The following is an 18,837-nucleotide window of genomic DNA, read 5'->3' on the forward strand; positions in this document are numbered from 1 at the left end:
TACAACTCCCGGAGGTTCACCATGAAGTCGATCATCAAAGTCGTGGCCGTTGCTGCCGTTGTGGTGGCGCCGGTTCTGTCTTTCGCTCAGTCGGACACCAATTCGGCCGTGACGCGCTCGCAAGTCAAGCAAGACCTGCAACAGGTCGAAGCGGCGGGCTATAACCCCGCAGCAGGCGACCGCACGACGTATCCGGCCGATGTACAGGCCGCCGAAGGCCGCGCCGCGCGCCAGAATGGTGCAGCGTCGACCAACGATAGCGCTTATGGCGGCTCGGATTACTACCGTGCATCCACCGGCTCGCGCGCCATGCCGCCCGTAAATAACGACGGCTCCAAGCCGACCTATTTCGGCCACTAAGCGATGCTCGCGGTAGCGCTCTAACGGCGCTACCGCCGTCCGTTTCTGCGCGGTTCATACAACCGCGCTACCATGGCTTTCTCCTCGAAAACGGCAGGAAGAAGCCATGGAACGTACCGTCAAGATTCCCGGTCCCGATCATCCGATTACTGTCCAGCCCAGTCCCGCGCATGTCGTTGTGAAGGCGGGCGGCCGCGTAATCGCCGATACCAGCAAAGCGCTATCCTTGCGCGAAGCCTCATATGGTGAAGTGCTTTATCTGCCACGCGATGACGCCGACATGTCGCAACTCACGCGCACTTCACACGAGACGTACTGTCCTTACAAAGGCGTTTGCAGCTACTACAGCATCACGAGCCTGGGCGAAAAAGGCGTCAACGCCGTTTGGACCTACGAGCAACCCTACGATGCCGTCGCCGGTATCAAGGACCATCTCGCGTTCTATCCCGACCGTGTCGATTCCATCGAAAAGCAGGGCGCTTAATACTCAACTCAGCGACGACTTCGCCCGGGCGCGTAGCTCGGCGGTGAAGTCGTCGAGCCAGCCTAAGGCCAAGCGCCAGCTTTGCCAGTAAAGATCGAGATCGAGTCGCGTCCCCGGCGATAGCTCGACCAGTTCGCCACTTTCGAGCCGCGACTCGACCAGCCGCTGCGGGCACATGCCCCATGCAAGTCCGGACGTGCACGCGCGCAGGAAACCTTCGCCGTGCGGAACGAAATGCGCGGGCGGTGCAATATCGGCACGAGCAACGCGGCGAACAAAGCGCTTTTGCAATTCGTCCTTCTCGTTGAAATTCACACACGGCGCGCGACGCAATGCCTCGCGTGTCAGTCCTTCCGCGAAATAGCGCTCGAAATAACCGGGCGAACACACCGCTCGATAACGCATGCGACCAAGCTTGACCGACCGCCAGCCCGGTGCGGCATCGGCTTGCGTGGTGACGGCGCCTTGTACATCGCCCGCACGGATACGCTCTGCGGTGTGATCCTGATCGTCCACGACCACATCGAGCAACAGCGCACGTTCGATGCAGAAGTCAGCGGTGGCGTCGATGAACCATGTGCTCATGCTGTCGTCGTTCACCGCGATGCGCAGCCTGGCGCGGCTCCCGCTCGTCGTGCCGGGTAGTGTGGGCATGCGACCGCCCAGTTCGGCTTCGAGCAATTGCACGCGTTCGGTATGGCGGCACAATAGCGCGCCTGAGGAGGTTGCCTCGCACGGCTGTCCGCGTCGCACGAGCAGGCTGCCCACGCGTTCTTCCAGCAACTTCACGCGCTGCGAGACAGCCGAAGGCGTGACGCTCAATAACGCTGCCGCGCGCTCGAACGAACCGGTGCGAACGACCGCGAGCAAGGCATCGAGCGAGGCGTAGTCGAGCATTAGCGTTCCTTAATCGAACTTAGAAAGATTAGCTGGCTTCATGGGCCTTTACTGCGAGAGACTACGGCTTTCGTCGACCATGATCAAGCCCACGCCATGAATCCCACACCTTTCAAGCTGGAACGTTACTTCGCACAGCACGAATTCACCGCACGGCATTTGCTGTGCAGTTCCGATCCCGAATCGATGTCGGTGCGTGACCTGCTCGCGCTCGAACCGCAAGCAAGCGACGGCTTGTTCGATACCTGGCTCGGCTACACGGAATATCCGGGCGCATCGGACTTGCGAACCGAGCTGGCGGCCATGTATGAGTGCATCGATGCAAGCGGGATCATCGTGCATACGGGCGCTCAGGAAGCGATCTTTTTGTTCATGAACACGATGCTTGAGGCGGGCGATCATGTCATCGTGCACATGCCCGGCTATCAATCGCATTACTCGGTGGTTGAAGCGCTGGGCGTAAGTGTATCGCCGTGGCGAGCAAACGAAGCGGGCGGCTGGGCGCTCGATCCGGCCGATCTCGAAGCGCTGCTGAAGCCGCAAACGCGCGCCATCGTCCTTTGCTCGCCGCACAATCCGACCGGGTATCTGCCATCGCGCGAGGTGTTCGACGCTACCGTTTCGTTTGCGCGCAAGCACGGACTGTGGCTCTTCAGCGATGAGGTCTATCGCGGCCTCGAACACGACTGTGCCGACCGCCTTCCCGCCGCATGCGATGTCTACGAGCGTGCAATCACGCTCGGTGCGTTATCGAAGACGCATGGACTGGCGGGCTTGCGCATCGGCTGGATTGCAACGCAAAGCGCCCAAGTGCTGCAACGCATGAGCATCTTCAAGGACTATCTGACGATTAGTAACAGCGCGCCGAGCGAGTATCTTGCAACCATCGCCGCGCGTCATTCGGGCACGCTCATCGAGCGGAATGTCTCTATCGTCCGTGAAAATCTACGGGTGCTTGATAAATTCATGGCACGCCACGCCATGAATTTCGAATGGCATCGGCCGCGTGCGGGCACGATCGGCTTCGTGCGGCTCAGGCAGGAGCGCGCCAGCAGCTTTTGCGCCGAGTTGCTGCAGGACACGAGCGTGCTGCTGCTTCCTTCGACCTTGCTCGATTACGGCGACGCACATTTTCGCATTGGCTTCGGCAGGCGGAATATGCCCGCCGTTCTCGATTACGTCGACGCCTGGCTCGAAACGCGCGCACCGCGCTAAAACGTTTATTTCGATGCGACCGCCACGAGCACCGCGTCGTTTCTATAAGCCTGCGGGAATAATTGCTTGAGATTTCCCACCTTAGGCAGATCGTTAATCGCTATATACGTGCTTTCCGGATGTTCGGTCAAGTAATTCTGGTGGTAAGCCTCGGCCGGATAAAAGCCTTTGTAATTGTCGACATGAGTCACGATCTTGCCGGAATAAACATGCGCCGCATCGAGTTGCGCGATATATGCGGTAGCGACATTGCGCTGAGTCGTATTTTGCGGAAAGACTGCCGAGCGATATTGCGTGCCGTGATCCGGTCCCTGGTAATTCAACTCGGTGGGGTTATGCGCGACCGAAAAGAAAATCTGCAAGAGCCGGCCATAAGTCACTTCGGCAGGATCGTAGGTTATGCGCACCGACTCCGCATGGCCCGTATCGCCTTCGCTTACGCGCTCGTATTGAGCGGTATCGGCATTGCCGCCCGTATAGCCCGAGACGACTTCCTTAACGCCACGCACGTGCTGAAACACGCCTTGCACGCCCCAGAAGCAACCGCCGGCAAATACCGCCGTCTCCGTGTGGGTGGCGCCTACGCTCTCGTCATGCGCGGGTGCAGGAATGACCTTGGCGTCTTCACTCGAATGCGCGGTTTGCTGCAACGCGAAAGCACCTGCAGCCAGCGCAGCCACGCTAAGGGCCTTGCCTGTCTTGCTGAATTTATTCGCCATGATGGCTCCTCGATGAATCAACCAAAGGTGAAGGCATAAGCCTCGACACCCGAATCCAGAAATTCGATGCTAAACGTGCGGTCCTTGACAGGCCCCGCTTGCCGCACGAGTTGATAAAGGCGCTGTTGCGTCACGGTACCACTTCCATCGGCTGCGACATCGCTACCATGCGAAGCACCGGGAGGCGCGCCGTCGATACTCACGCGAAAGCGCACGGGCTTGCCATCCAGCGAAGGCCCGAGCACGAGATGCAGATCGCGCGCATGGAAGCGATAAACGATTCGTCCCGACTTGCCCGCGAGCGTCGCGTGCTCGGAGCCGATCTTCCACGGGCCGGCAACACCCCAGTCGTTCACATCGAGCGCCTTGGGCGGGGCATAGTCATGCACACGATCCTGCGTCTGGCCGCCAGGCGACATGAACTGCTCGGCGCGCGCATAGCCAATATAAGTTTCGGGTGAGCGCACGTCCGCGTTATCGGCTTGCATCATCGCGCCTTGTGCCGCGATATCTTCGTTGGTGTCGGGCTGCTTCGCCACGGGCGCATTACCGTGACCCGCTTCCGCCAGCAACTGGCGGATCACCTCTTCCGAATGCGCATAGTCGCCCTCGCCGAAGTGGTGATAGCGGATCTTGCCCTCGGTATCCACGAAATAATGCGCCGGCCAATATTCATTGTTGAGCGCGCGCCAGATCGCAAAGTTATTGTCAATGGCTACCGGATAGTCCACACCCAGGTCATGCACGGCTTTCTTCACGTTGTCGACGTTTCGTTCGAATGCGAACTCAGGCGCATGCACACCGATCACCACGAGCCCTTGGTCACGATACTTTTTTGCCCACTCCTTCACATAAGGCAAGGTACGCAGGCAATTGATGCATGAATACGTCCACACGTCGACGAGCACGACCTTGCCGCGCAGCGCGTCCTTCGTGAGCGGCGGCGTGTTGAGCCATTGCACCGCGCCATCGAGCGAGGGCAGCGTGCCTTCCACGGGCAACGAAGCCGTCGGCGCAGTCGAAGGCGCCGCGCTCGCGCGCATCATGCGCGGTGCATCGGCATCGGCAGTGGTATTAGCGGCTTTCATGGCGTTATTGCGAGGCGAAAACCGGTCGACCAGCTTTTGTTCGATGCCCGCCGTCGCTACTGTCGATACCCTTGCAAGCACGCCCGTATCGAGGCCCAATGCGATAGCGGCGACGCCTGCAAGCATCGCGACGCCGATGCCGCGCCGTATCCATTCGCCCGCGCCGAGCGAGCGCTTCATCGCGGCGAATACGCGGCCACCGATGAGCAGCGCCACGGCAAGCGAAGTCGCGGCGCCCGCGGCATAAGCGAGCAGGAGCAGCGTGGTGCCTACGCTTGCGCCGTTCAATGCGGCACCCGTCAACACGAGTCCGAGAATCGGACCTGCGCACGGTGCCCACAGAAGACCCGTTGCTATGCCGAGCAGGAACGAGCCGCCGAAGCTCGCCTTGCCATCGCCGCGCTGGGCGAAAGCCGTCAGTCGGTTACCGGCGCTGACGAGCGGATGCATGATGCGATCGGCCAGGCGCGGCAACAGTAAAGCAAGTCCGAACACGGCGAGAAGTGCGATGGCGGCCCAGCGTCCATATTGATTTGCTTGCGTGGCCCAGCCGCCGCCAAGCGCGGCGAGCGTCGCCACCAACGCGAACGTGATGCCCATGCCGAGCAGCAACGGCAAGCCGCTTTTAGCAAACGGCTGATCCGCGCGAGAAAACACGAAGGGAAGGACAGGCAGGATGCACGGACTGAGTATCGTCAGCGCGCCGCCAAGATAGGCAAGAACGATGAGCAGCATGGTCGTGTCTTTTTAGAAAGTTAATAAGCGTCGAGGAGGCCAATCAAGCAGCGCCAGCGGTGAACTTCATCGCGACGCCGTTCATGCAATAGCGCAGACCGGTCGGCTTGGGTCCATCGTCGAACACGTGGCCCAGATGTCCACCGCAGCGGCGGCAATGCACTTCGGTGCGCAAGACGCCGAACGAGCCGTCCTGCCGCGTGGCAATAGCGTGATCGAGCGGCGCCCAGAAGCTCGGCCATCCGGTGTGACTTTCGAATTTGGTGCTTGAAGAGAACACCGCAAGGGCACAACCCGCGCACGCGAAGGTGCCGGCCCGATGCTCGCCATTCAACGGACTCGTGTAGGGCCGCTCGGTGCCTTCGCGACGCAGGACGTCGTATTGCATGGAATCGAGCATGCGACGCCATTCGTCGTCGCTATGCGAGATTTCGAACTTTTCTTGCGGCGAAGGCGCGGCCAGCGCACGCAGACGGCCCGTCAACGCAAACGCGGCTGCGGCAGCGGTGCCTGTCAGCAGAAAGCGGCGGCGGTTTAGCATGATGTCTTTTCCTTCGCTCGATCAGATGAGGCCCATCTTAGGCGTGCGCGGCTTACCGAGTCCTCACCGAAAGTTAAATTAAATGTGATACTTGGCCGCGCCGCTTTTCTGCACAATATCCGGGCTAGCGCTTTAATTCTTTTGCATTTCCTCATGGACCAGCCTAAACGCATTTTGATCGTGGAAGACGACATGCATATCGCCGATGTGCTGAGCCTGCATCTGCGCGACGAGCGCTATGAGGTCGTGCATTCCGCGGATGGCGCCGAGGGCTTGCGCTTGCTCGAACAAGGCGGGTGGGATGCGTTGATTCTCGATCTGATGCTGCCCGGCGTGGATGGCCTCGAAATCTGCCGGCGTGCGCGCGCCATGACGCGCTATACCCCGATCATCATCACTAGCGCGCGTTCCAGCGAGGTGCATCGCATTCTCGGTCTCGAACTCGGTGCGGACGATTATCTTGCCAAGCCTTTTTCGGTGCTTGAACTGGTGGCGCGAGTGAAGGCGCTTTTGCGTCGCGTGGATGCAGTCGCCAAGAATTCGCGCCTGGATACAGGCCGTCTCGAAGTCGCGGGTATCGCTATCGATCCGCTTGCGCGCGAAGCGTGGGTAGATGAGCTGCGCATAGAACTGACACCACGCGAATTCGATTTGCTTTATTACTTCGCCCAGCATCCCGGTAAAGTATTTTCCCGCATGGATCTGCTCAATGCGGTTTGGGGTTATGCGCATGAAGGCTATGAGCACACGGTCAATACGCATATCAACCGCTTGCGCGCCAAGGTCGAAAAAGATGCCACCGAGCCTGCCCGGATCGTGACCGTCTGGGGACGCGGATACAAACTCGCGACGGACAGCGCATCGTGAAGTTCATGAAGCTCACCCTGTCGCAACGGCTTTTCGCTGTGTTCTGCGTGCTGCTGCTTGCATGCTGCGGCGCATCGGCATGGTTGCAGATTCGCGCAAGCGATTTGCGCGAGAAGGAAGTCATTCAGAGCCTGTCGCGCGGGCTCGCAGCGCATATCGCCCACGATGGCGCGCTGATGGACGCAGGCGATATCGACGCGCCCGCCGTGCGCCGTCTCTTTAGCCAGTTGATGGTGGTGAACCCGAGCGTCGAAGTCTATCTGCTCGACAACGAAGGCCGCGTTCGTGCCGACGATGCGCCTCCCGGTCATCTGAAGCGCGATCGTGTCGATCTTGCGCCCGTGCATCGTCTGATCAATGGCGCGCCGCTCCCTATTCTGGGCGACGATCCACGCAGCATCGACAAGCGCAAAGTCTTTAGCGCCGCGCCGCTTGCCACGCCCGGCAAGCCGCCTTTCGGTTATGTCTATGTGGTTTTGCTTGGCGAAGAGCACGACGAGCTTGCGGCCAAAGCCTCGGCGAGCGCGGTCTTGCGCACTACGCTTCTGTCCATGGGACTCGTGACCATGCTCGGACTCGTTGCGGGCGTGATCGCTTTCGGGCTCATTACGCGTCCGTTGCGCCGCTTAACCGATGCCATGCGCAGGTTCGATGCAAGCGGGGCATCGGCCGAGCCATCGCCTGTACCGTTGCACGTGGCGGCACGCGAGAACGAGCGGGACGAAATCGTGGTGCTCGAAAGCGCCTTTTCCCAAATGGCCGCGCGCATTGGCGAACAATGGCGCGAATTGCAGCGGCAGGATCGTGAAAGACGCGAACTCGTCGTCAATATTTCACATGACTTGCGCACGCCGCTTTCTTCCTTGCATGGCTACTTGGAAACGCTTTCGCTCAAGGCCGATGTTCTTGCCGACACAGACCGCCGCCGTTATCTGTCGATCGCACTTACGCAAAGCGCGAAGGTCGGGCATCTCGCGCAATCGCTTTTTGAACTAGCGCGGCTTGAACACGGCATGGTGCATCCCGAAGCGGAGTCGTTCTCGCTCGCCGATCTGCTGCAAGATGTGTTCGAGAAATTCGAACTGCCCGCCGATGCGCGCAAAGTGCGACTCGATGCGCATATCGAGCCGCGCCTGCCTAATGTATCGGCTGATCTTGGCATGATCGAGCGAATCCTCACGAATTTGCTCGACAACGCGATTTATCACACGCCGGAAGGCGGTACGGTCACGGTTAGGCTTGCACATTCAAACGGCCACGTGGAAGTCACGGTAAGCGATACAGGTCCCGGCATTCCAGCCGACGTGCGCGGCGTGCTCTTTCAGCGCGCTTTCGCTTCGGGAGGCAGGCATCGCGGCGGATTTGGCTTGCTGATCGTGCAGCGCATGCTTCAGTTGCATGGCAGCCAGATTCGACTCATCGATTTGGATCAAGCGGGCGCGGCGTTTAGCTTCGAGCTTCCCGCAAGCAGTGCCAGGAGCGGCGAGCATGCTCCGCAGTTGCCCGACCCATCGAATAAAAACGCTTAAAAAAGAGCCCGGCATCGCTGCCGGGCCAAATGGGACGGTCATCACCTACGCTCTTAAGCCTGAAGCAAAGCGCTTTGAGCGTTGCCCGGTTTGACCATCCGCGTGGACCTTGCTTGACTGAACGTGTTTCGTGATGGTTTTAGCCCGGAACCCTTAAACCATCCTTAAGATCGCCTGCGGCGGTTGACATTGGTTACGTTTTTAGTCAGGTGATTTTCTAAAGCAGACCCCCGGCCTTCGTCTTATTCCCCGCATAATCATGAACCTTGGCGCACGCGTCTAAGATGCAGCAAGCAAAACATTCCGGATGACATTTTCGTGTAAGCCATTGGTACTTTCCTCGGCAAAAGTTTTCTTGGTATTCGACAATATGTTTGCTAGCATGTACTGCATCTGCATGTTTAAACTAGCGCTCCGAGTCTCAAAGCGGTCACCCGTTACCTTAATAAGTCTTTTTTGCGCCTGATTTTCTTTAGGCGCATTGGCAATCGACAACGTTGTGCTTTCCATCTAGATCTTTGGCAACGCGCACGCACACTATGGGATATTGCGTGTCAAGCTTATTTCCGTAAGCCAGTGCAAATGCCTGCATGGTATTTTTTCGCCGTTCTAATCGCGAAAAAATGCGGCCCGAAGTGAATGCCGCGCGTTTTCTTGGCTTAAAGAATGATTTTCAGGCAAAGGTTCGCCATTCTCGATAGCTCGAATAATGGCGGCGAAATCTTGCGCTTGCGATCCGCGCAACAGACAGGGAGGGCATGTGGAAACCGAACTGAGTCTACGGCTTGCGAGAGCTTTGCGGCGCTGCGCGTCGCATGGCTGTGTATTTCCCTATCAACGCTTTCACGCGTTATGCGGTAAAGGCTTACCGCTCGCAGAACGCTACGCCGCGCTTGAAACGGCCATAAGCGCCCTGGCCGATCTAAGGGATATGGACTACGGCGTGCTTATGGCGCTTGATTGCGGCCTGCCCGGCGCTGAGTTTTTCCAGCGTTATCTCAGGCATCGATACAACGAGTACGTCACCTTGATGGGCGACCCGAAGTATCAGCGACAAACTCTCGCGCGCAAACGGGCGCTGGTTGCGCGTGAACGCGAGCGCGTTTTCGAACATGCGCGAGCAATCGAGGAAAAAGGCGAGAAGCAGGCTATCGCAGCCTGAAACAAGCGGCTCGATTTACTCAGGCTTCGACAGTTTCGTCGAGGCCTGCTTTCATCAGCACCCAGTCGCGAAAGCATTTCACCTTTTCGACATTGCGCTCGGTTACGCGATAGGAAAGGAAGTGCGTTTCTCTCGCAAGCGGCGCGAAGATGCCTGCCCCGAGTTCAATCAAATCGCCACGCGCAAGCTCGCGTTCGGCGAGCCGTGTCGTTTCCAGCGCGACACCCATGCCATCCGCCGCCGCCGATATCGCGAGTGCGGCACGGTCGAACGATGGTCTCGGCCCGCGCGGCATTTCCAGTTCGTTCAATGCAAACCATCCCGGCCAGGTCACGCGGCTGAGTTGCGAGTCGATGAGCGTCAGCTTGCGGATCTGCTCGGCAACGGGCACGTCGTCGCGCACGAGTGCAGGCGAACAAAGCGGCACGATGCGCTCCGCTCCGAGCGCGCGCGTGATCACACCGGGACGCTCATGCGCGAAGCCATAAGAGATCGCGACATCGACTTCACGCACGCGCGCGAGATCGGCCGGCTCCGCATCCGATGACAGGCGAATGGTCACCATCGGATGCTCGCTCATGAACTCGGGCAGACGGGGCGCGAGCCACTTCGCCGCAAAGCTCGGCGCGCAGTGCACGGCTAGCACTTGCGCCTGGGGTTCGAGCGCGACCTCACCACACGCGGCTTCGATCACATCGAACACGCGTCCAAGGCTCTCATGAAGCCGGCGTCCTTCGGAGGTCGTCTCGACCCGCCGGTTGCGTCGATGAAAAAGCGGCCTGCCGAAGTACTGCTCCAGCTCCTTCACCTGATGGCTGATGGCCGATTGCGTGAGGTGCAGTTCGCTTGCGGCAAGCGTGAAGCTCTCCAGCCGCGCGGCCGCCTCGAATGCGCGCAAGAGAACGAAGTTGGGGATGCGCCTCATGGCAATTCCTTATGCATGAATGCGTGTCATGGTTCTATGAACAGGCATCGTTTGTCTTTCGTTGTGCGCGCCACGAACATGGAAGCCGTCGAGACATATCCATAACGGTCGTTCAAGGCCACGACACTGGCAAGAGGCACGCGATGCATGCGACGCCGCACCTGCCCCACAACGGAGACACAACAATGAGTTCCCATAGTCCGGTTGCGTACCTGGCGGGCGACGAGTCGTCCACCTATGCAAAGGTGACATGGCGCCTGCTGCCATTTCTTTTCGTGTGTTATCTCTGCGCTTATCTCGATCGCATCAACGTGAGCTTTGCCAAGCTGCAGATGCTCAATGATCTGCATTTCAGCGAAGCGGTCTATGGAGCCGGGGCGGGCGTATTCTTTATCGGCTACCTTCTGTTCGAAGTACCAAGTAATCTGATCCTCTTGCGCGTAGGCGCTCGACGCTGGATTGCGCGCATCATGGTGACGTGGGGTGTCATCTCCGCCGGCATGATGTTCGTGACCAGCCCGACGAGCTTCTACATCATGCGCTTTTTGCTCGGTGTGGCCGAAGCTGGCTTCATTCCAGCCATCCTGCTCTACCTCACGTACTGGTTTCCGGCCTCGCGGCGCAGCAAGGTGACCGCGCTCTTCATGACTGGCATTCCGATGTCGGGCGTCGTTGGCGGACCGCTGTCGGGCTGGATCATGAGTCATATGGGCGGCATGCACGGCATTGCGGGATGGCAATGGCTCTTTCTGCTCGAAGGCATTCCGACTGCGCTCTTCGGCATTGTCGCGTTCTTTTATCTCGATGATAAAGTCGCCGATGCAAAGTGGCTCAGTGACTCGCAAAAGGCCATGCTCGAAGCGAATCTTCGCGATGAGAAGCCCGCACATGCACTGCATTCCGTGAAGGATGGCCTCTTGCATCCCAAGGTGCTGCTGCTGAGCGTGACTTACTTTTTCTTCACGATGGGCCTCTACGGCGTGAGCTTCTGGCTGCCGACGCTCGTCAAGGCAAGCGGCGTTTCCGATCCGCTCAACATCGGTCTCCTGACGGCAATTCCATATGCGGCCGGCGCCATCGCCATGCTGGCAGTCGGTCATAGCTCGGACAAGCTCGGCGAGCGTCGCTGGCATCTGGCGGGCGCGGGCATTGTCGGCGCAATCGGTCTGTATTTCAGCGTGGTGTATGCGCACTCGACCTTCTTCGGCATGATCGCGCTCACGATTGCGACCATGGGCGTGGTCACGACCATCTCGCAGTTCTGGGTCTTGCCGCCCGCGATTCTCAGCGGCGGTGCGGCAGCCGCAGGGCTCGCGCTTGCCAATTCGGTGGGCAGCATCTCGGGTGTCGTGAGCCCGTGGCTGATTGGCATCATCCAGACGCATTCGGGTTCGACCGGCAATGGTGTGCTTGGTCTTGCGGTAAGTTGCGTGATAGGCGCCCTCATGGTCTTTACGATACCGGCTGCGTTGGTGAATAGCCGCCGTCGCACGGACCGATGAAAGCAGTTCAACACGAAAATCCCTGCAAATGCAGGGCTTTCTCGCGCGATGCCGATTCATGTTCACGTTGCTTCCGCCTGCCTCTGTTCATTCAGTACAAGACCCAGACGCTCGACCAGATTCTTGCGCGCGTTCGCGGTATGGAGATCCGTGAGTTCGGATGCGCGTTGCGCGTCGCCTTCCGCGATTGCCGCCGCAATGGCAGCGTGCTCATCCCAGATCGACTTGCGCTGTCCCGATGCCTGCAAGACCGCGCCCATCACGCGACGCAGATGTACCCAATGCATCTGCGCGGTATCGGCGATCAGCGGATTGCCCGAGGCTTCGTAGATGGCGCCATGAAACGCCATGTCCGCATCGATCATCGCCTTAACATCGTCGCTTTTCGACGCGCGCCGGCCGTTCGCGATCAGCGACTTGTCGAGCTTCGCTCCACGTTCCGCCGCGAGGCGTGCGGCAAGCGAATCCAGTGCACCGCGAATCTCGTAGAGATGGCTGATCCACGCGGGATCGAGCGGGGTGACGAGCAAACCGCGACCGGGCGCGTCCTGCACGAGTCCATCTTTTTTTAGGAGCCGCAGCGCCTGCAGCACGGGTGAACGCGATACGGCGAGTTGCTCGGCGATCTCTTCCTGCGTGATGCGCGTACCAGGCGCGAGCGAGCCGGAACTGATGGCATCGAGCAAGACCTTGTAGACCTCGTCCACGTAGTCCGTGCGGGCCTGAAGCTTGAGAAGTTTGGCGGGCATGATGTCGAGCTCAATCTCTGGATACAGAATACGACAAGGTTACAGCCCGCCAGTGCGGCGGTCAACGAACGAAGCCACGCACGCTAGTCAACATTCGCGTTTACCCATAGAGACAACGCAGCAGTCCGTCCGCTAATCTTTGTATACAGAGTACGGAGTTCGGTAACCGGAGTTCGGACTTCAACTATCAAAAGCAGCGGACCATATCCATCCCCACATCAGGACGAGACTCTCCATGACGATCAAATCAGACAAGCTGGAAGGGCAGAAGAGCAGTGGCGGCGCCACGCCCGCCGTCAAGAAGCTGATTCCCTTCGGCGGGTACTACACGAGCAAGGTGCCGGGCCACGATCCGGAGTTGACCGAGACCGGTCCCGGCACGCCGATGGGCGAGTACATGCGCGCGTTTTGGCATCCCATCTGCATGTCGATCGAACTGACCGATACTCCGCGTTACCTGAAAATACTCAACGAAGAACTCGTGGCGTTCCGTGACGGCAGCGGAAGGATTGGTGTGCTGCACGCGCATTGCGTGCATCGCGGCGCATCGCTCGAGTACGGTGCCATTCAAGAACACGGCATCATGTGCTGCTATCACGGCATGGTGTTCGATGTGGATGGCGCGTGTCTTCACGTACCGTTCCCTAAGGGCGAAGAAAAAGAGGCCGAGAAGTATGCCTGTTCGATTCGTCAAGGCGCTTATAAAGCCGTCGAACGTAACGGCCTGGTGTTCGCTTATATGGGGCCGCCCGAGAACGAGCCGCCGTTCCCTGAATGGGAAGGCGACTACACGGTGCTGCCCGGCGATGAACTCGTCCCATACAGCAACTTCCAGCATTGCAACTGGCTGCAAGTGCAGGACAACGCCGCCGACAACTATCACCCGACCGCGCTGCATGCGGCCAAGAACGTCGTCAATGGCAACTTCCAGGGCACGACGTTCGATGAAGTCGGCGCGGCCTCGATGGAAGTCGCTCCCGATATGCATTTTCAACCGGTGCAGCAAGGCCGAAGCCTCGCTTGCGCGGGCGCGCGCCGCGTGAACAAGGATCGGCTCTTCGTGCGTGTGCAGCATCAGGTGCTGCCGAACTTGAGTCTGCACGCATATACGTCGGAGGACGGTTCGAAGAAGAAGCTCTTTAGCCGCTTTCATATCGTGCGCTGGACCGTGCCTGTCGACGATCAAAACAGCAAGATGATCGGCTGGCGCGTGATGGGTCCGGGCATCGACACACGCGGTGTGGGCAAGAAGGAAATGGTCGGCTACGAGTCGATCGACTTTCTCGAAGGGCAAGTCGCCATGCGTCGTCCAGAGCGCTTTGGCAAGTACAAGATCGAAGATATCGTACCGATTCCGCCGAACCATCGCGAGCGCGAGACTTATAAGGAAGCGCAATACGCACCGGGCGATTACGAAGCGATCATTTCGCAGCGGCCCATTGCCGTGCACGCGCTCGAGAATCCGACGAAGTTTGATGCGGGCCTCTTCCTCTTCCGCAAGATGTTGCGCGATGCGGTGCGCGGTTCGAACCCGGCGGCATCCGCGCAGAATTTCGCCGATTGGTTTCGCGAGAACGCCGGCTCGCCCAACAGCTTCTGCTCGGGCAACGTGTTCGAAATTCCCGAGGGCAAGACCGTTGAAGAAGAAGTCACGCGTCGTCGCGCCGTCACCAAGAAGATCGTCGCCATTATCGCGCAGAGCGAGACGATGAAGGGTGATGAGCGCGCTAACTTCGTGCGGCAAAGCTTCGAGGAACTCGAGCAATCGATGAAGCAATAGCGGCTTATGGCGAAGGCGCTTTGACCAATGCCGAGCGCTTTCGCAGGCCCGCCGCTCATCGATCGAGGAGACGCAACCATGTCGACACAACCCATATCAACCGACCGCCAGGCACAGACGCTGCAATTGATGGTGCGACAAGTCCGCTTCGAAGGACGCGGCATCAACTCCTATGAGTTCGTCGACCCTGAGGGACATGCATTGCCGCCGTTCACGGCTGGCGCGCATCTGGACATCCATCTTGCAGGCGGCGTGATCCGTCAGTATTCCATCTGCAATGCGCCGCGCGAACGGCATCGCTATGTGATTGCCGTTCTGCGCGATGAGCGCGGACGCGGTGGCTCGAAAGCACTGCACGAGCAACTGCGCGTACAGGACATCGTGAAGGTGAGTCTTCCGCGCAATAACTTTAGTCTCGTCGATGGCGCGCGTCGCGTGTTACTGATCGCAGGCGGTATCGGCGTCACGCCGCTCAAGGCGATGGCGCATGAACTGGACGACGCCGGCATCGACTACGAGATGCATTACTGCACCAGGGACGCAAGCTGCGCCGCGTTTACCGACGAGTTCGAATCGATGCGCGCAAGCGGAAAGCTGCACCTGCATTTCGATGGCGGCGACCCGGCCACGGGCCTCGATCTGCGCCGGTTGCTCGACGCGCCGCGCGAAGGCGAGCATGTGTATTACTGCGGCCCAGGCGGCTTCATGAAGGCATGCGCCGATGCCGCCGGACACTGGCCCACCGGCACGGTGCACTTCGAGCATTTCAAGGCGCCGGAGCGCAATCTCGACGATGAAGCCGCCAACGATGCACTTGACAGTTTCACCGTGCGCATTGCGAGTACGGGACAAGAGATCGAGGTATCTAAGGAAGAAAGCATTGCAGACGCGTTGGCACTGGCAGGCGTACCGATTGAAACCTCTTGTTGCGCAGGTCTATGCGGCACCTGCAAAGTGCGCTATCTCGAAGGCGAAGTCGAACACAACGACTGCATTCTCGGCGACGACGAAAAGACCGAATTTCTCACGGCGTGTGTATCGCGTGCGACGAGCAGGGTGCTGGTGCTGGATCTTTAGCAAGCGCTTGAACCACCACGAAGGGCAGACAAAGAAATTTGTCTGCCCTTTTTCTTTGCGAGCGTCTAATCCGTCCACGCGTAAACCCGCTTGCCTCAAGTTTTTTTTAGTGGAAGACTTGCCTCCCATCTGCCGCGTCGGATACGTGTCCGATATATCGGACAAGCCTCAAACGGATTTTCCTCTTGCGAGATGCACACATGAAACTTGTTAGAGAAAGCGCGCGCTTTGCTCGTTGGGTTGCAATTGCCGGCCTTGTCGCGTTGGCGGCCTGTTCGAAAGTCGAAGCACCAGCGCAGGATGGGGCGGCAAGCTCAACGCTTAAGACCGTTTTGCAACGCGGCACCTTGCGCGTAGGCGATTGCTTGAGCTTTGCGCCCTTCGGTTTCTATAACAAGGACGGCCAGCCGGACGGCTACGACGTCGATCTCGCTAAGGAACTCGCTAAACAAATGGGCGTAAAGCTCGAAGTGGTCAACACCACCAGCGCCAACCGCATTCCAAATCTGCAGACGAGTAAGGTGGATGTCGTGTTCTGCAATTTCACTCGCAATCTCGAACGGGCCAAGGAAATTGCCTTTACCAATCCGTACGTGGTGGCGAGTGAAGCGCTGCTGGTCAAGAAATCGAGCGGGATCAAATCCATCAAGGACATGAGCAACCGCACGATTGCCACCGTCAAAGGCTCGACCAACGGCGACGAAGTGCGCTCACTCAACATGCAGGTGAAGATTCAGGAATTCGACAGCTCGCAAGCCGCCATTCTCGCCGTCAAGCAAGGCCAGGCTGACGCGATGATCGAAGACAACAACTTTCTCGCATACCAGGCATCGCTCGATCAGGAACTTACCGTCACTGACGAAGCCCTCGTGCCGCTTGAATACAACGCGTTCGGCGTCAAGGCCGGCGATCAGGTCTGGCTCAACTATCTGAACCTGTTCCTGTTCCAGATCAACGCGTCCAAGCAGAACGCGCAGCTCTATAAAAAATGGTTTGGGCAAGAGCCGCGTTTCCCGCTCCACCCGCAATATTAATTTAACCGTGACGCCGGTTGCGTGACGTCCAACGTGAGGAAAAATCATGGGCTATGAATGGTTGACGCTTGCTGGCTATTTCAGCGACTTCCTGCATGCCGCATGGCTCACGCTGCAAATCACGCTGCTGGCGTTCATTCTTGCGATGGCGCTCGGTCTTTTGACGGCGCTTGCAAGCGGGTCCAAGAGCCGCGTGCTGCGCGGAATCGCAAGCGTTTATATCGAAGTCATCCGCAACACGCCGGTCCTGCTGCAGATATTCATCGTGTTCTTCGGCTTGCCGTCCCTTGGCATTACGCTCGATGCTTATACAGCAGGCGTGATCGCACTAGGGGTGAACGTAGGCGCTTATCTGGCGGAAGTGTTTCGGGCGGGCATCCAGTCGGTGCCCAAGGGTCAGCTCGAAGCGGCATCGATTCTCGGACTAGAGCGCTCGCAGATCTTCACGCAAGTGGTCTTGCCGCAAGCGGCACGCGCTGTTTATCCGGCTATCGTCAACAACCTGATCCAGCTTTTGCTCGGCACGTCGCTGCTTTCCGCGATTGCACTGCCCGAGTTGAGCGGTACGGCGACCGTCATCAATTCGCGTACGCTGCTTTACGTACAGACTTTCACGGTCACGCTTCTTGCCTATCTCGTGCTCAGCAACCTGCTTTCCTGGGCTGCAGGGCAGATTGGCTTGAGGCTCTTTCACCCGCCGCTCGTCATCAGGAAGCCTTCGCGCCGATCGTTCATGCTGCGCCGTCCTGCCGCGCGCACTTAATCGGAGAGCGAGACATGTCGAGCGATTTATTGACGACGAGCCTGTCGATCCTTTTGCAAGGGCTCTTGATGACGCTGGCCTTGTCGGCCGCGTCGATCGTGGGCGGTACGGTGATCGGTCTTCTGGCCGCCGTGCTTCGTTCTTTCGGGCCTTGGGGCACCGACAAGATTGCAAGGCTCTACACCGAACTCTTCCGCGGCACGCCAGTGCTCATCACACTGATGTTCATCTATTTCGGCGTGTCCTACTTCGGCTATGCCATCGATGTCTTTGCCGCCGGAGTCGTCGGCTTGAGCGTTTATCAAGGCGCGTATATCGCCGAAGTATTTCGCTCAGGCATCGAGGCGGTCCCTAAAGGACAGTGGGAAGTCTCGCAGATTCTCGGTCTCTCCAAAGCGCAAGCGTTCTTCTCCGTAGTCTTGCCGCAGACCGGCCGGATCGTTTTGCCGCCGCTGGTCGGGCAATATCTCTCGCTTATCAAGGACACGTCGATCGTTAGCATGATCGGCATGTCGGAGTTGATGCACGGCGGCCAGGCGATCGTCGATCGCGTGGGCAAGCCAGTCGAGATTTATGGCCTCGTCGCCATACTGTATTTCATCGTGTGCTTTCCGCTGTCGCAGTGGGTGCGCCGTCACGACCGTAGAAGGAGCGTGCTGTCATGAGTGAAGCGTCGATCATCAACCTCGCGGGCGTGAGCAAGTCGTTCGGTGCCACGCAAGTGCTGCGGGAGATCAATCTCGATGTGAGGCTTGGCGAAGTGCTCGTCTTGATCGGCGCATCGGGCTCCGGCAAGAGCACCGTGTTGCGTATCATGAGCGGCCTTGAAACCGCGGATGCGGGCGAAGTGTGGGTCAACCAGGTGCCGCTGCACGATGCACGTCGCGCTAAAGAAATTCGTGGACATGTGGGCATGGTGTTTCAGCAGTTCAATCTGTTCCCGCACAAGACCGCGCTCGGCAATGTCACGCTTGCACTCATCAAGGCGCGCAAAATGAGTCCCGCCGATGCTAAGAAGCGCGCCATGGATGCGCTCGACCGTGTCGGCCTCGCCGATCGTGCGACGCATTATCCGAGTCAATTGTCGGGCGGCCAGCAACAACGCGTTGCCATTGCACGCGCACTCGCCGTTGAGCCAGGCATCATGTTCTTCGACGAGGCGACTTCCGCGCTCGATCCGGAACTCGTCGGCGAAGTGACCGAAGTCATGCGCGGACTGGCGCGCGATGGCATGACGATGGTCGTGGTCACGCACGAAATGGGTTTTGCGCGCAAGACGGCGGATCGCGTGGTGTTCATGGACAAGGGCGTGATTACAGAGCAGGGCGCACCCGAGCAAATCTTCGTGAATCCGCAGAACGAACGCACGCGGCAGTTTCTGCATCGCGTGCTGGATCATTGAGCGGAGCC

At 58.9% G+C, this 18,837-nt stretch carries 20 protein-coding genes; 13 read left to right on the forward strand and 7 right to left on the reverse strand.

Annotated elements, in window-relative coordinates; translation table 11 throughout:
- The first annotated feature begins 21 nt into the window (after nt 1–21).
- Entirely contained in the window at nt 22–360 is a 339-nt protein-coding gene (locus tag P9292_RS17415; RefSeq protein WP_250526724.1) for a DUF4148 domain-containing protein, read from the forward strand.
- A gap of 106 nt (nt 361–466) precedes the next feature.
- Entirely contained in the window at nt 467–844 is a 378-nt protein-coding gene (locus P9292_RS17420) for a DUF427 domain-containing protein (RefSeq protein ID WP_250467075.1), read from the forward strand.
- 3 nt (nt 845–847) lie between these two features.
- Here P9292_RS17420 and P9292_RS17425 read toward each other — a convergent pair whose 3' ends face one another.
- On the reverse strand, nt 848–1,741 hold the full coding sequence (locus P9292_RS17425; protein WP_309960325.1) for a LysR family transcriptional regulator ArgP: 894 nt from the start codon (nt 1,739–1,741) through the stop codon (nt 848–850).
- Nucleotides 1,742–1,837: 96 nt separating this feature from the next.
- Between P9292_RS17425 and P9292_RS17430 the strand changes: the two genes are divergently transcribed.
- Nucleotides 1,838–2,956, forward strand: a complete 1,119-nt coding sequence (locus P9292_RS17430; protein WP_309960327.1) for an aminotransferase class I/II-fold pyridoxal phosphate-dependent enzyme — start codon at nt 1,838–1,840, stop codon at nt 2,954–2,956.
- A 5-nt stretch (nt 2,957–2,961) separates the two neighbouring features.
- On the opposite strand, the gene msrA is transcribed toward P9292_RS17430, so the two are convergent.
- Genes msrA through msrB form a run of 3 tightly spaced genes read right to left on the reverse strand, consistent with a single transcriptional unit; the run spans nt 2,962 to nt 6,039 of the window.
- Nucleotides 2,962–3,675 (reverse strand): peptide-methionine (S)-S-oxide reductase MsrA, encoded by a 714-nt coding sequence (gene msrA / locus P9292_RS17435; RefSeq protein WP_309960331.1) that lies wholly within the window; start codon nt 3,673–3,675, stop codon nt 2,962–2,964.
- A gap of 17 nt (nt 3,676–3,692) precedes the next feature.
- Nucleotides 3,693–5,498: a cytochrome c biogenesis protein DipZ gene (locus P9292_RS17440; protein ID WP_309960333.1), complete on the reverse strand. Its 1,806-nt coding sequence runs from the start codon at nt 5,496–5,498 to the stop codon at nt 3,693–3,695.
- Nucleotides 5,499–5,541: 43 nt separating this feature from the next.
- Nucleotides 5,542–6,039: a peptide-methionine (R)-S-oxide reductase MsrB gene (gene msrB, locus P9292_RS17445; RefSeq protein WP_309960334.1), complete on the reverse strand. Its 498-nt coding sequence runs from the start codon at nt 6,037–6,039 to the stop codon at nt 5,542–5,544.
- A 153-nt stretch (nt 6,040–6,192) separates the two neighbouring features.
- Here msrB and P9292_RS17450 point away from each other — a divergent pair, with 153 nt between their 5' ends.
- Both P9292_RS17450 and P9292_RS17455 read left to right on the forward strand, forming a co-directional pair.
- Nucleotides 6,193–6,906: a response regulator transcription factor gene (locus P9292_RS17450; protein ID WP_244829660.1), complete on the forward strand. Its 714-nt coding sequence runs from the start codon at nt 6,193–6,195 to the stop codon at nt 6,904–6,906.
- 5 nt (nt 6,907–6,911) lie between these two features.
- Nucleotides 6,912–8,435 (forward strand): HAMP domain-containing sensor histidine kinase, encoded by a 1,524-nt coding sequence (locus P9292_RS17455; RefSeq protein ID WP_309964067.1) that lies wholly within the window; start codon nt 6,912–6,914, stop codon nt 8,433–8,435.
- A 279-nt stretch (nt 8,436–8,714) separates the two neighbouring features.
- Here P9292_RS17455 and P9292_RS17460 read toward each other — a convergent pair whose 3' ends face one another.
- Complete coding sequence (locus P9292_RS17460) at nt 8,715–8,945, reverse strand: hypothetical protein (RefSeq protein ID WP_309960336.1); 231 nt, start codon at nt 8,943–8,945, stop codon at nt 8,715–8,717.
- 433 nt (nt 8,946–9,378) lie between these two features.
- On the opposite strand from P9292_RS17460, the gene P9292_RS17465 reads away from it, so the two are divergent.
- Complete coding sequence (locus P9292_RS17465) at nt 9,379–9,597, forward strand: hypothetical protein (protein ID WP_309960338.1); 219 nt, start codon at nt 9,379–9,381, stop codon at nt 9,595–9,597.
- A 19-nt stretch (nt 9,598–9,616) separates the two neighbouring features.
- On the opposite strand, the gene P9292_RS17470 is transcribed toward P9292_RS17465, so the two are convergent.
- Complete coding sequence (locus P9292_RS17470; RefSeq protein WP_250467058.1) at nt 9,617–10,522, reverse strand: LysR substrate-binding domain-containing protein; 906 nt, start codon at nt 10,520–10,522, stop codon at nt 9,617–9,619.
- Between the two features lie 185 nt (nt 10,523–10,707).
- On the opposite strand from P9292_RS17470, the gene P9292_RS17475 reads away from it, so the two are divergent.
- Nucleotides 10,708–12,024, forward strand: a complete 1,317-nt coding sequence (locus tag P9292_RS17475) for an MFS transporter (RefSeq protein WP_250467056.1) — start codon at nt 10,708–10,710, stop codon at nt 12,022–12,024.
- A 62-nt stretch (nt 12,025–12,086) separates the two neighbouring features.
- Here P9292_RS17475 and P9292_RS17480 read toward each other — a convergent pair whose 3' ends face one another.
- A complete protein-coding gene (locus P9292_RS17480) occupies nt 12,087–12,773 on the reverse strand; it encodes a GntR family transcriptional regulator (protein WP_244829665.1) in 687 nt (228 codons plus the stop codon).
- Nucleotides 12,774–13,008: 235 nt separating this feature from the next.
- Between P9292_RS17480 and P9292_RS17485 the strand changes: the two genes are divergently transcribed.
- The 6 genes from P9292_RS17485 to P9292_RS17510 all read left to right on the forward strand — a co-directional run bounded on the left by P9292_RS17485 (nt 13,009) and on the right by P9292_RS17510 (nt 18,829).
- On the forward strand, nt 13,009–14,553 hold the full coding sequence (locus P9292_RS17485) for a Rieske 2Fe-2S domain-containing protein (RefSeq protein ID WP_309960342.1): 1,545 nt from the start codon (nt 13,009–13,011) through the stop codon (nt 14,551–14,553).
- A gap of 78 nt (nt 14,554–14,631) precedes the next feature.
- Nucleotides 14,632–15,630 carry a PDR/VanB family oxidoreductase gene (locus P9292_RS17490; RefSeq protein ID WP_309960344.1) on the forward strand — a complete coding sequence of 333 codons (999 nt, stop codon included), beginning with the start codon at nt 14,632–14,634 and terminating at the stop codon, nt 15,628–15,630.
- Between the two features lie 200 nt (nt 15,631–15,830).
- Nucleotides 15,831–16,664 (forward strand): transporter substrate-binding domain-containing protein, encoded by an 834-nt coding sequence (locus tag P9292_RS17495; RefSeq protein WP_309960346.1) that lies wholly within the window; start codon nt 15,831–15,833, stop codon nt 16,662–16,664.
- A gap of 46 nt (nt 16,665–16,710) precedes the next feature.
- The gene (locus tag P9292_RS17500; RefSeq protein WP_244829669.1) at nt 16,711–17,427 is read left to right on the forward strand and encodes an amino acid ABC transporter permease; all 717 of its coding nucleotides are present in this window, start codon (nt 16,711–16,713) and stop codon (nt 17,425–17,427) included.
- A gap of 14 nt (nt 17,428–17,441) precedes the next feature.
- Nucleotides 17,442–18,092 (forward strand): amino acid ABC transporter permease, encoded by a 651-nt coding sequence (locus P9292_RS17505; protein ID WP_244829670.1) that lies wholly within the window; start codon nt 17,442–17,444, stop codon nt 18,090–18,092.
- A complete protein-coding gene (locus tag P9292_RS17510) occupies nt 18,089–18,829 on the forward strand; it encodes an amino acid ABC transporter ATP-binding protein (protein WP_309960348.1) in 741 nt (246 codons plus the stop codon). The genes P9292_RS17505 and P9292_RS17510 overlap by 4 nt, the downstream gene beginning before the upstream one ends.
- Nucleotides 18,830–18,837 lie beyond the last annotated feature (8 nt).

The sequence above is a fragment of the Caballeronia sp. LZ001 genome (assembly GCF_031450875.1).
Taxonomy (GTDB): Bacteria; Pseudomonadota; Gammaproteobacteria; order Burkholderiales; family Burkholderiaceae; genus Caballeronia.

What these genes read in the sequence shown, in the direction of transcription:
- P9292_RS17415 (WP_250526724.1), top strand. Translation starts at nt 22, where the DNA reads ATGAAGTCGATCATCAAAGTCGTGGCCGTTGCTGCCGTTGTGGTGGCG.
- P9292_RS17420 (WP_250467075.1), top strand. Translation starts at nt 467, where the DNA reads ATGGAACGTACCGTCAAGATTCCCGGTCCCGATCATCCGATTACTGTC.
- P9292_RS17425 (WP_309960325.1), bottom strand. Translation starts at nt 1,741, where the DNA reads ATGCTCGACTACGCCTCGCTCGATGCCTTGCTCGCGGTCGTTCGCACC.
- P9292_RS17430 (WP_309960327.1), top strand. Translation starts at nt 1,838, where the DNA reads ATGAATCCCACACCTTTCAAGCTGGAACGTTACTTCGCACAGCACGAA.
- msrA (WP_309960331.1), bottom strand. Translation starts at nt 3,675, where the DNA reads ATGGCGAATAAATTCAGCAAGACAGGCAAGGCCCTTAGCGTGGCTGCG.
- P9292_RS17440 (WP_309960333.1), bottom strand. Translation starts at nt 5,498, where the DNA reads ATGCTGCTCATCGTTCTTGCCTATCTTGGCGGCGCGCTGACGATACTC.
- msrB (WP_309960334.1), bottom strand. Translation starts at nt 6,039, where the DNA reads ATGCTAAACCGCCGCCGCTTTCTGCTGACAGGCACCGCTGCCGCAGCC.
- P9292_RS17450 (WP_244829660.1), top strand. Translation starts at nt 6,193, where the DNA reads ATGGACCAGCCTAAACGCATTTTGATCGTGGAAGACGACATGCATATC.
- P9292_RS17455 (WP_309964067.1), top strand. Translation starts at nt 6,912, where the DNA reads ATGAAGCTCACCCTGTCGCAACGGCTTTTCGCTGTGTTCTGCGTGCTG.
- P9292_RS17460 (WP_309960336.1), bottom strand. Translation starts at nt 8,945, where the DNA reads ATGGAAAGCACAACGTTGTCGATTGCCAATGCGCCTAAAGAAAATCAG.
- P9292_RS17470 (WP_250467058.1), bottom strand. Translation starts at nt 10,522, where the DNA reads ATGAGGCGCATCCCCAACTTCGTTCTCTTGCGCGCATTCGAGGCGGCC.
- P9292_RS17475 (WP_250467056.1), top strand. Translation starts at nt 10,708, where the DNA reads ATGAGTTCCCATAGTCCGGTTGCGTACCTGGCGGGCGACGAGTCGTCC.
- P9292_RS17480 (WP_244829665.1), bottom strand. Translation starts at nt 12,773, where the DNA reads ATGCCCGCCAAACTTCTCAAGCTTCAGGCCCGCACGGACTACGTGGAC.
- P9292_RS17485 (WP_309960342.1), top strand. Translation starts at nt 13,009, where the DNA reads ATGACGATCAAATCAGACAAGCTGGAAGGGCAGAAGAGCAGTGGCGGC.
- P9292_RS17490 (WP_309960344.1), top strand. Translation starts at nt 14,632, where the DNA reads ATGTCGACACAACCCATATCAACCGACCGCCAGGCACAGACGCTGCAA.
- P9292_RS17495 (WP_309960346.1), top strand. Translation starts at nt 15,831, where the DNA reads ATGAAACTTGTTAGAGAAAGCGCGCGCTTTGCTCGTTGGGTTGCAATT.
- P9292_RS17500 (WP_244829669.1), top strand. Translation starts at nt 16,711, where the DNA reads ATGGGCTATGAATGGTTGACGCTTGCTGGCTATTTCAGCGACTTCCTG.
- P9292_RS17505 (WP_244829670.1), top strand. Translation starts at nt 17,442, where the DNA reads ATGTCGAGCGATTTATTGACGACGAGCCTGTCGATCCTTTTGCAAGGG.
- P9292_RS17510 (WP_309960348.1), top strand. Translation starts at nt 18,089, where the DNA reads ATGAGTGAAGCGTCGATCATCAACCTCGCGGGCGTGAGCAAGTCGTTC.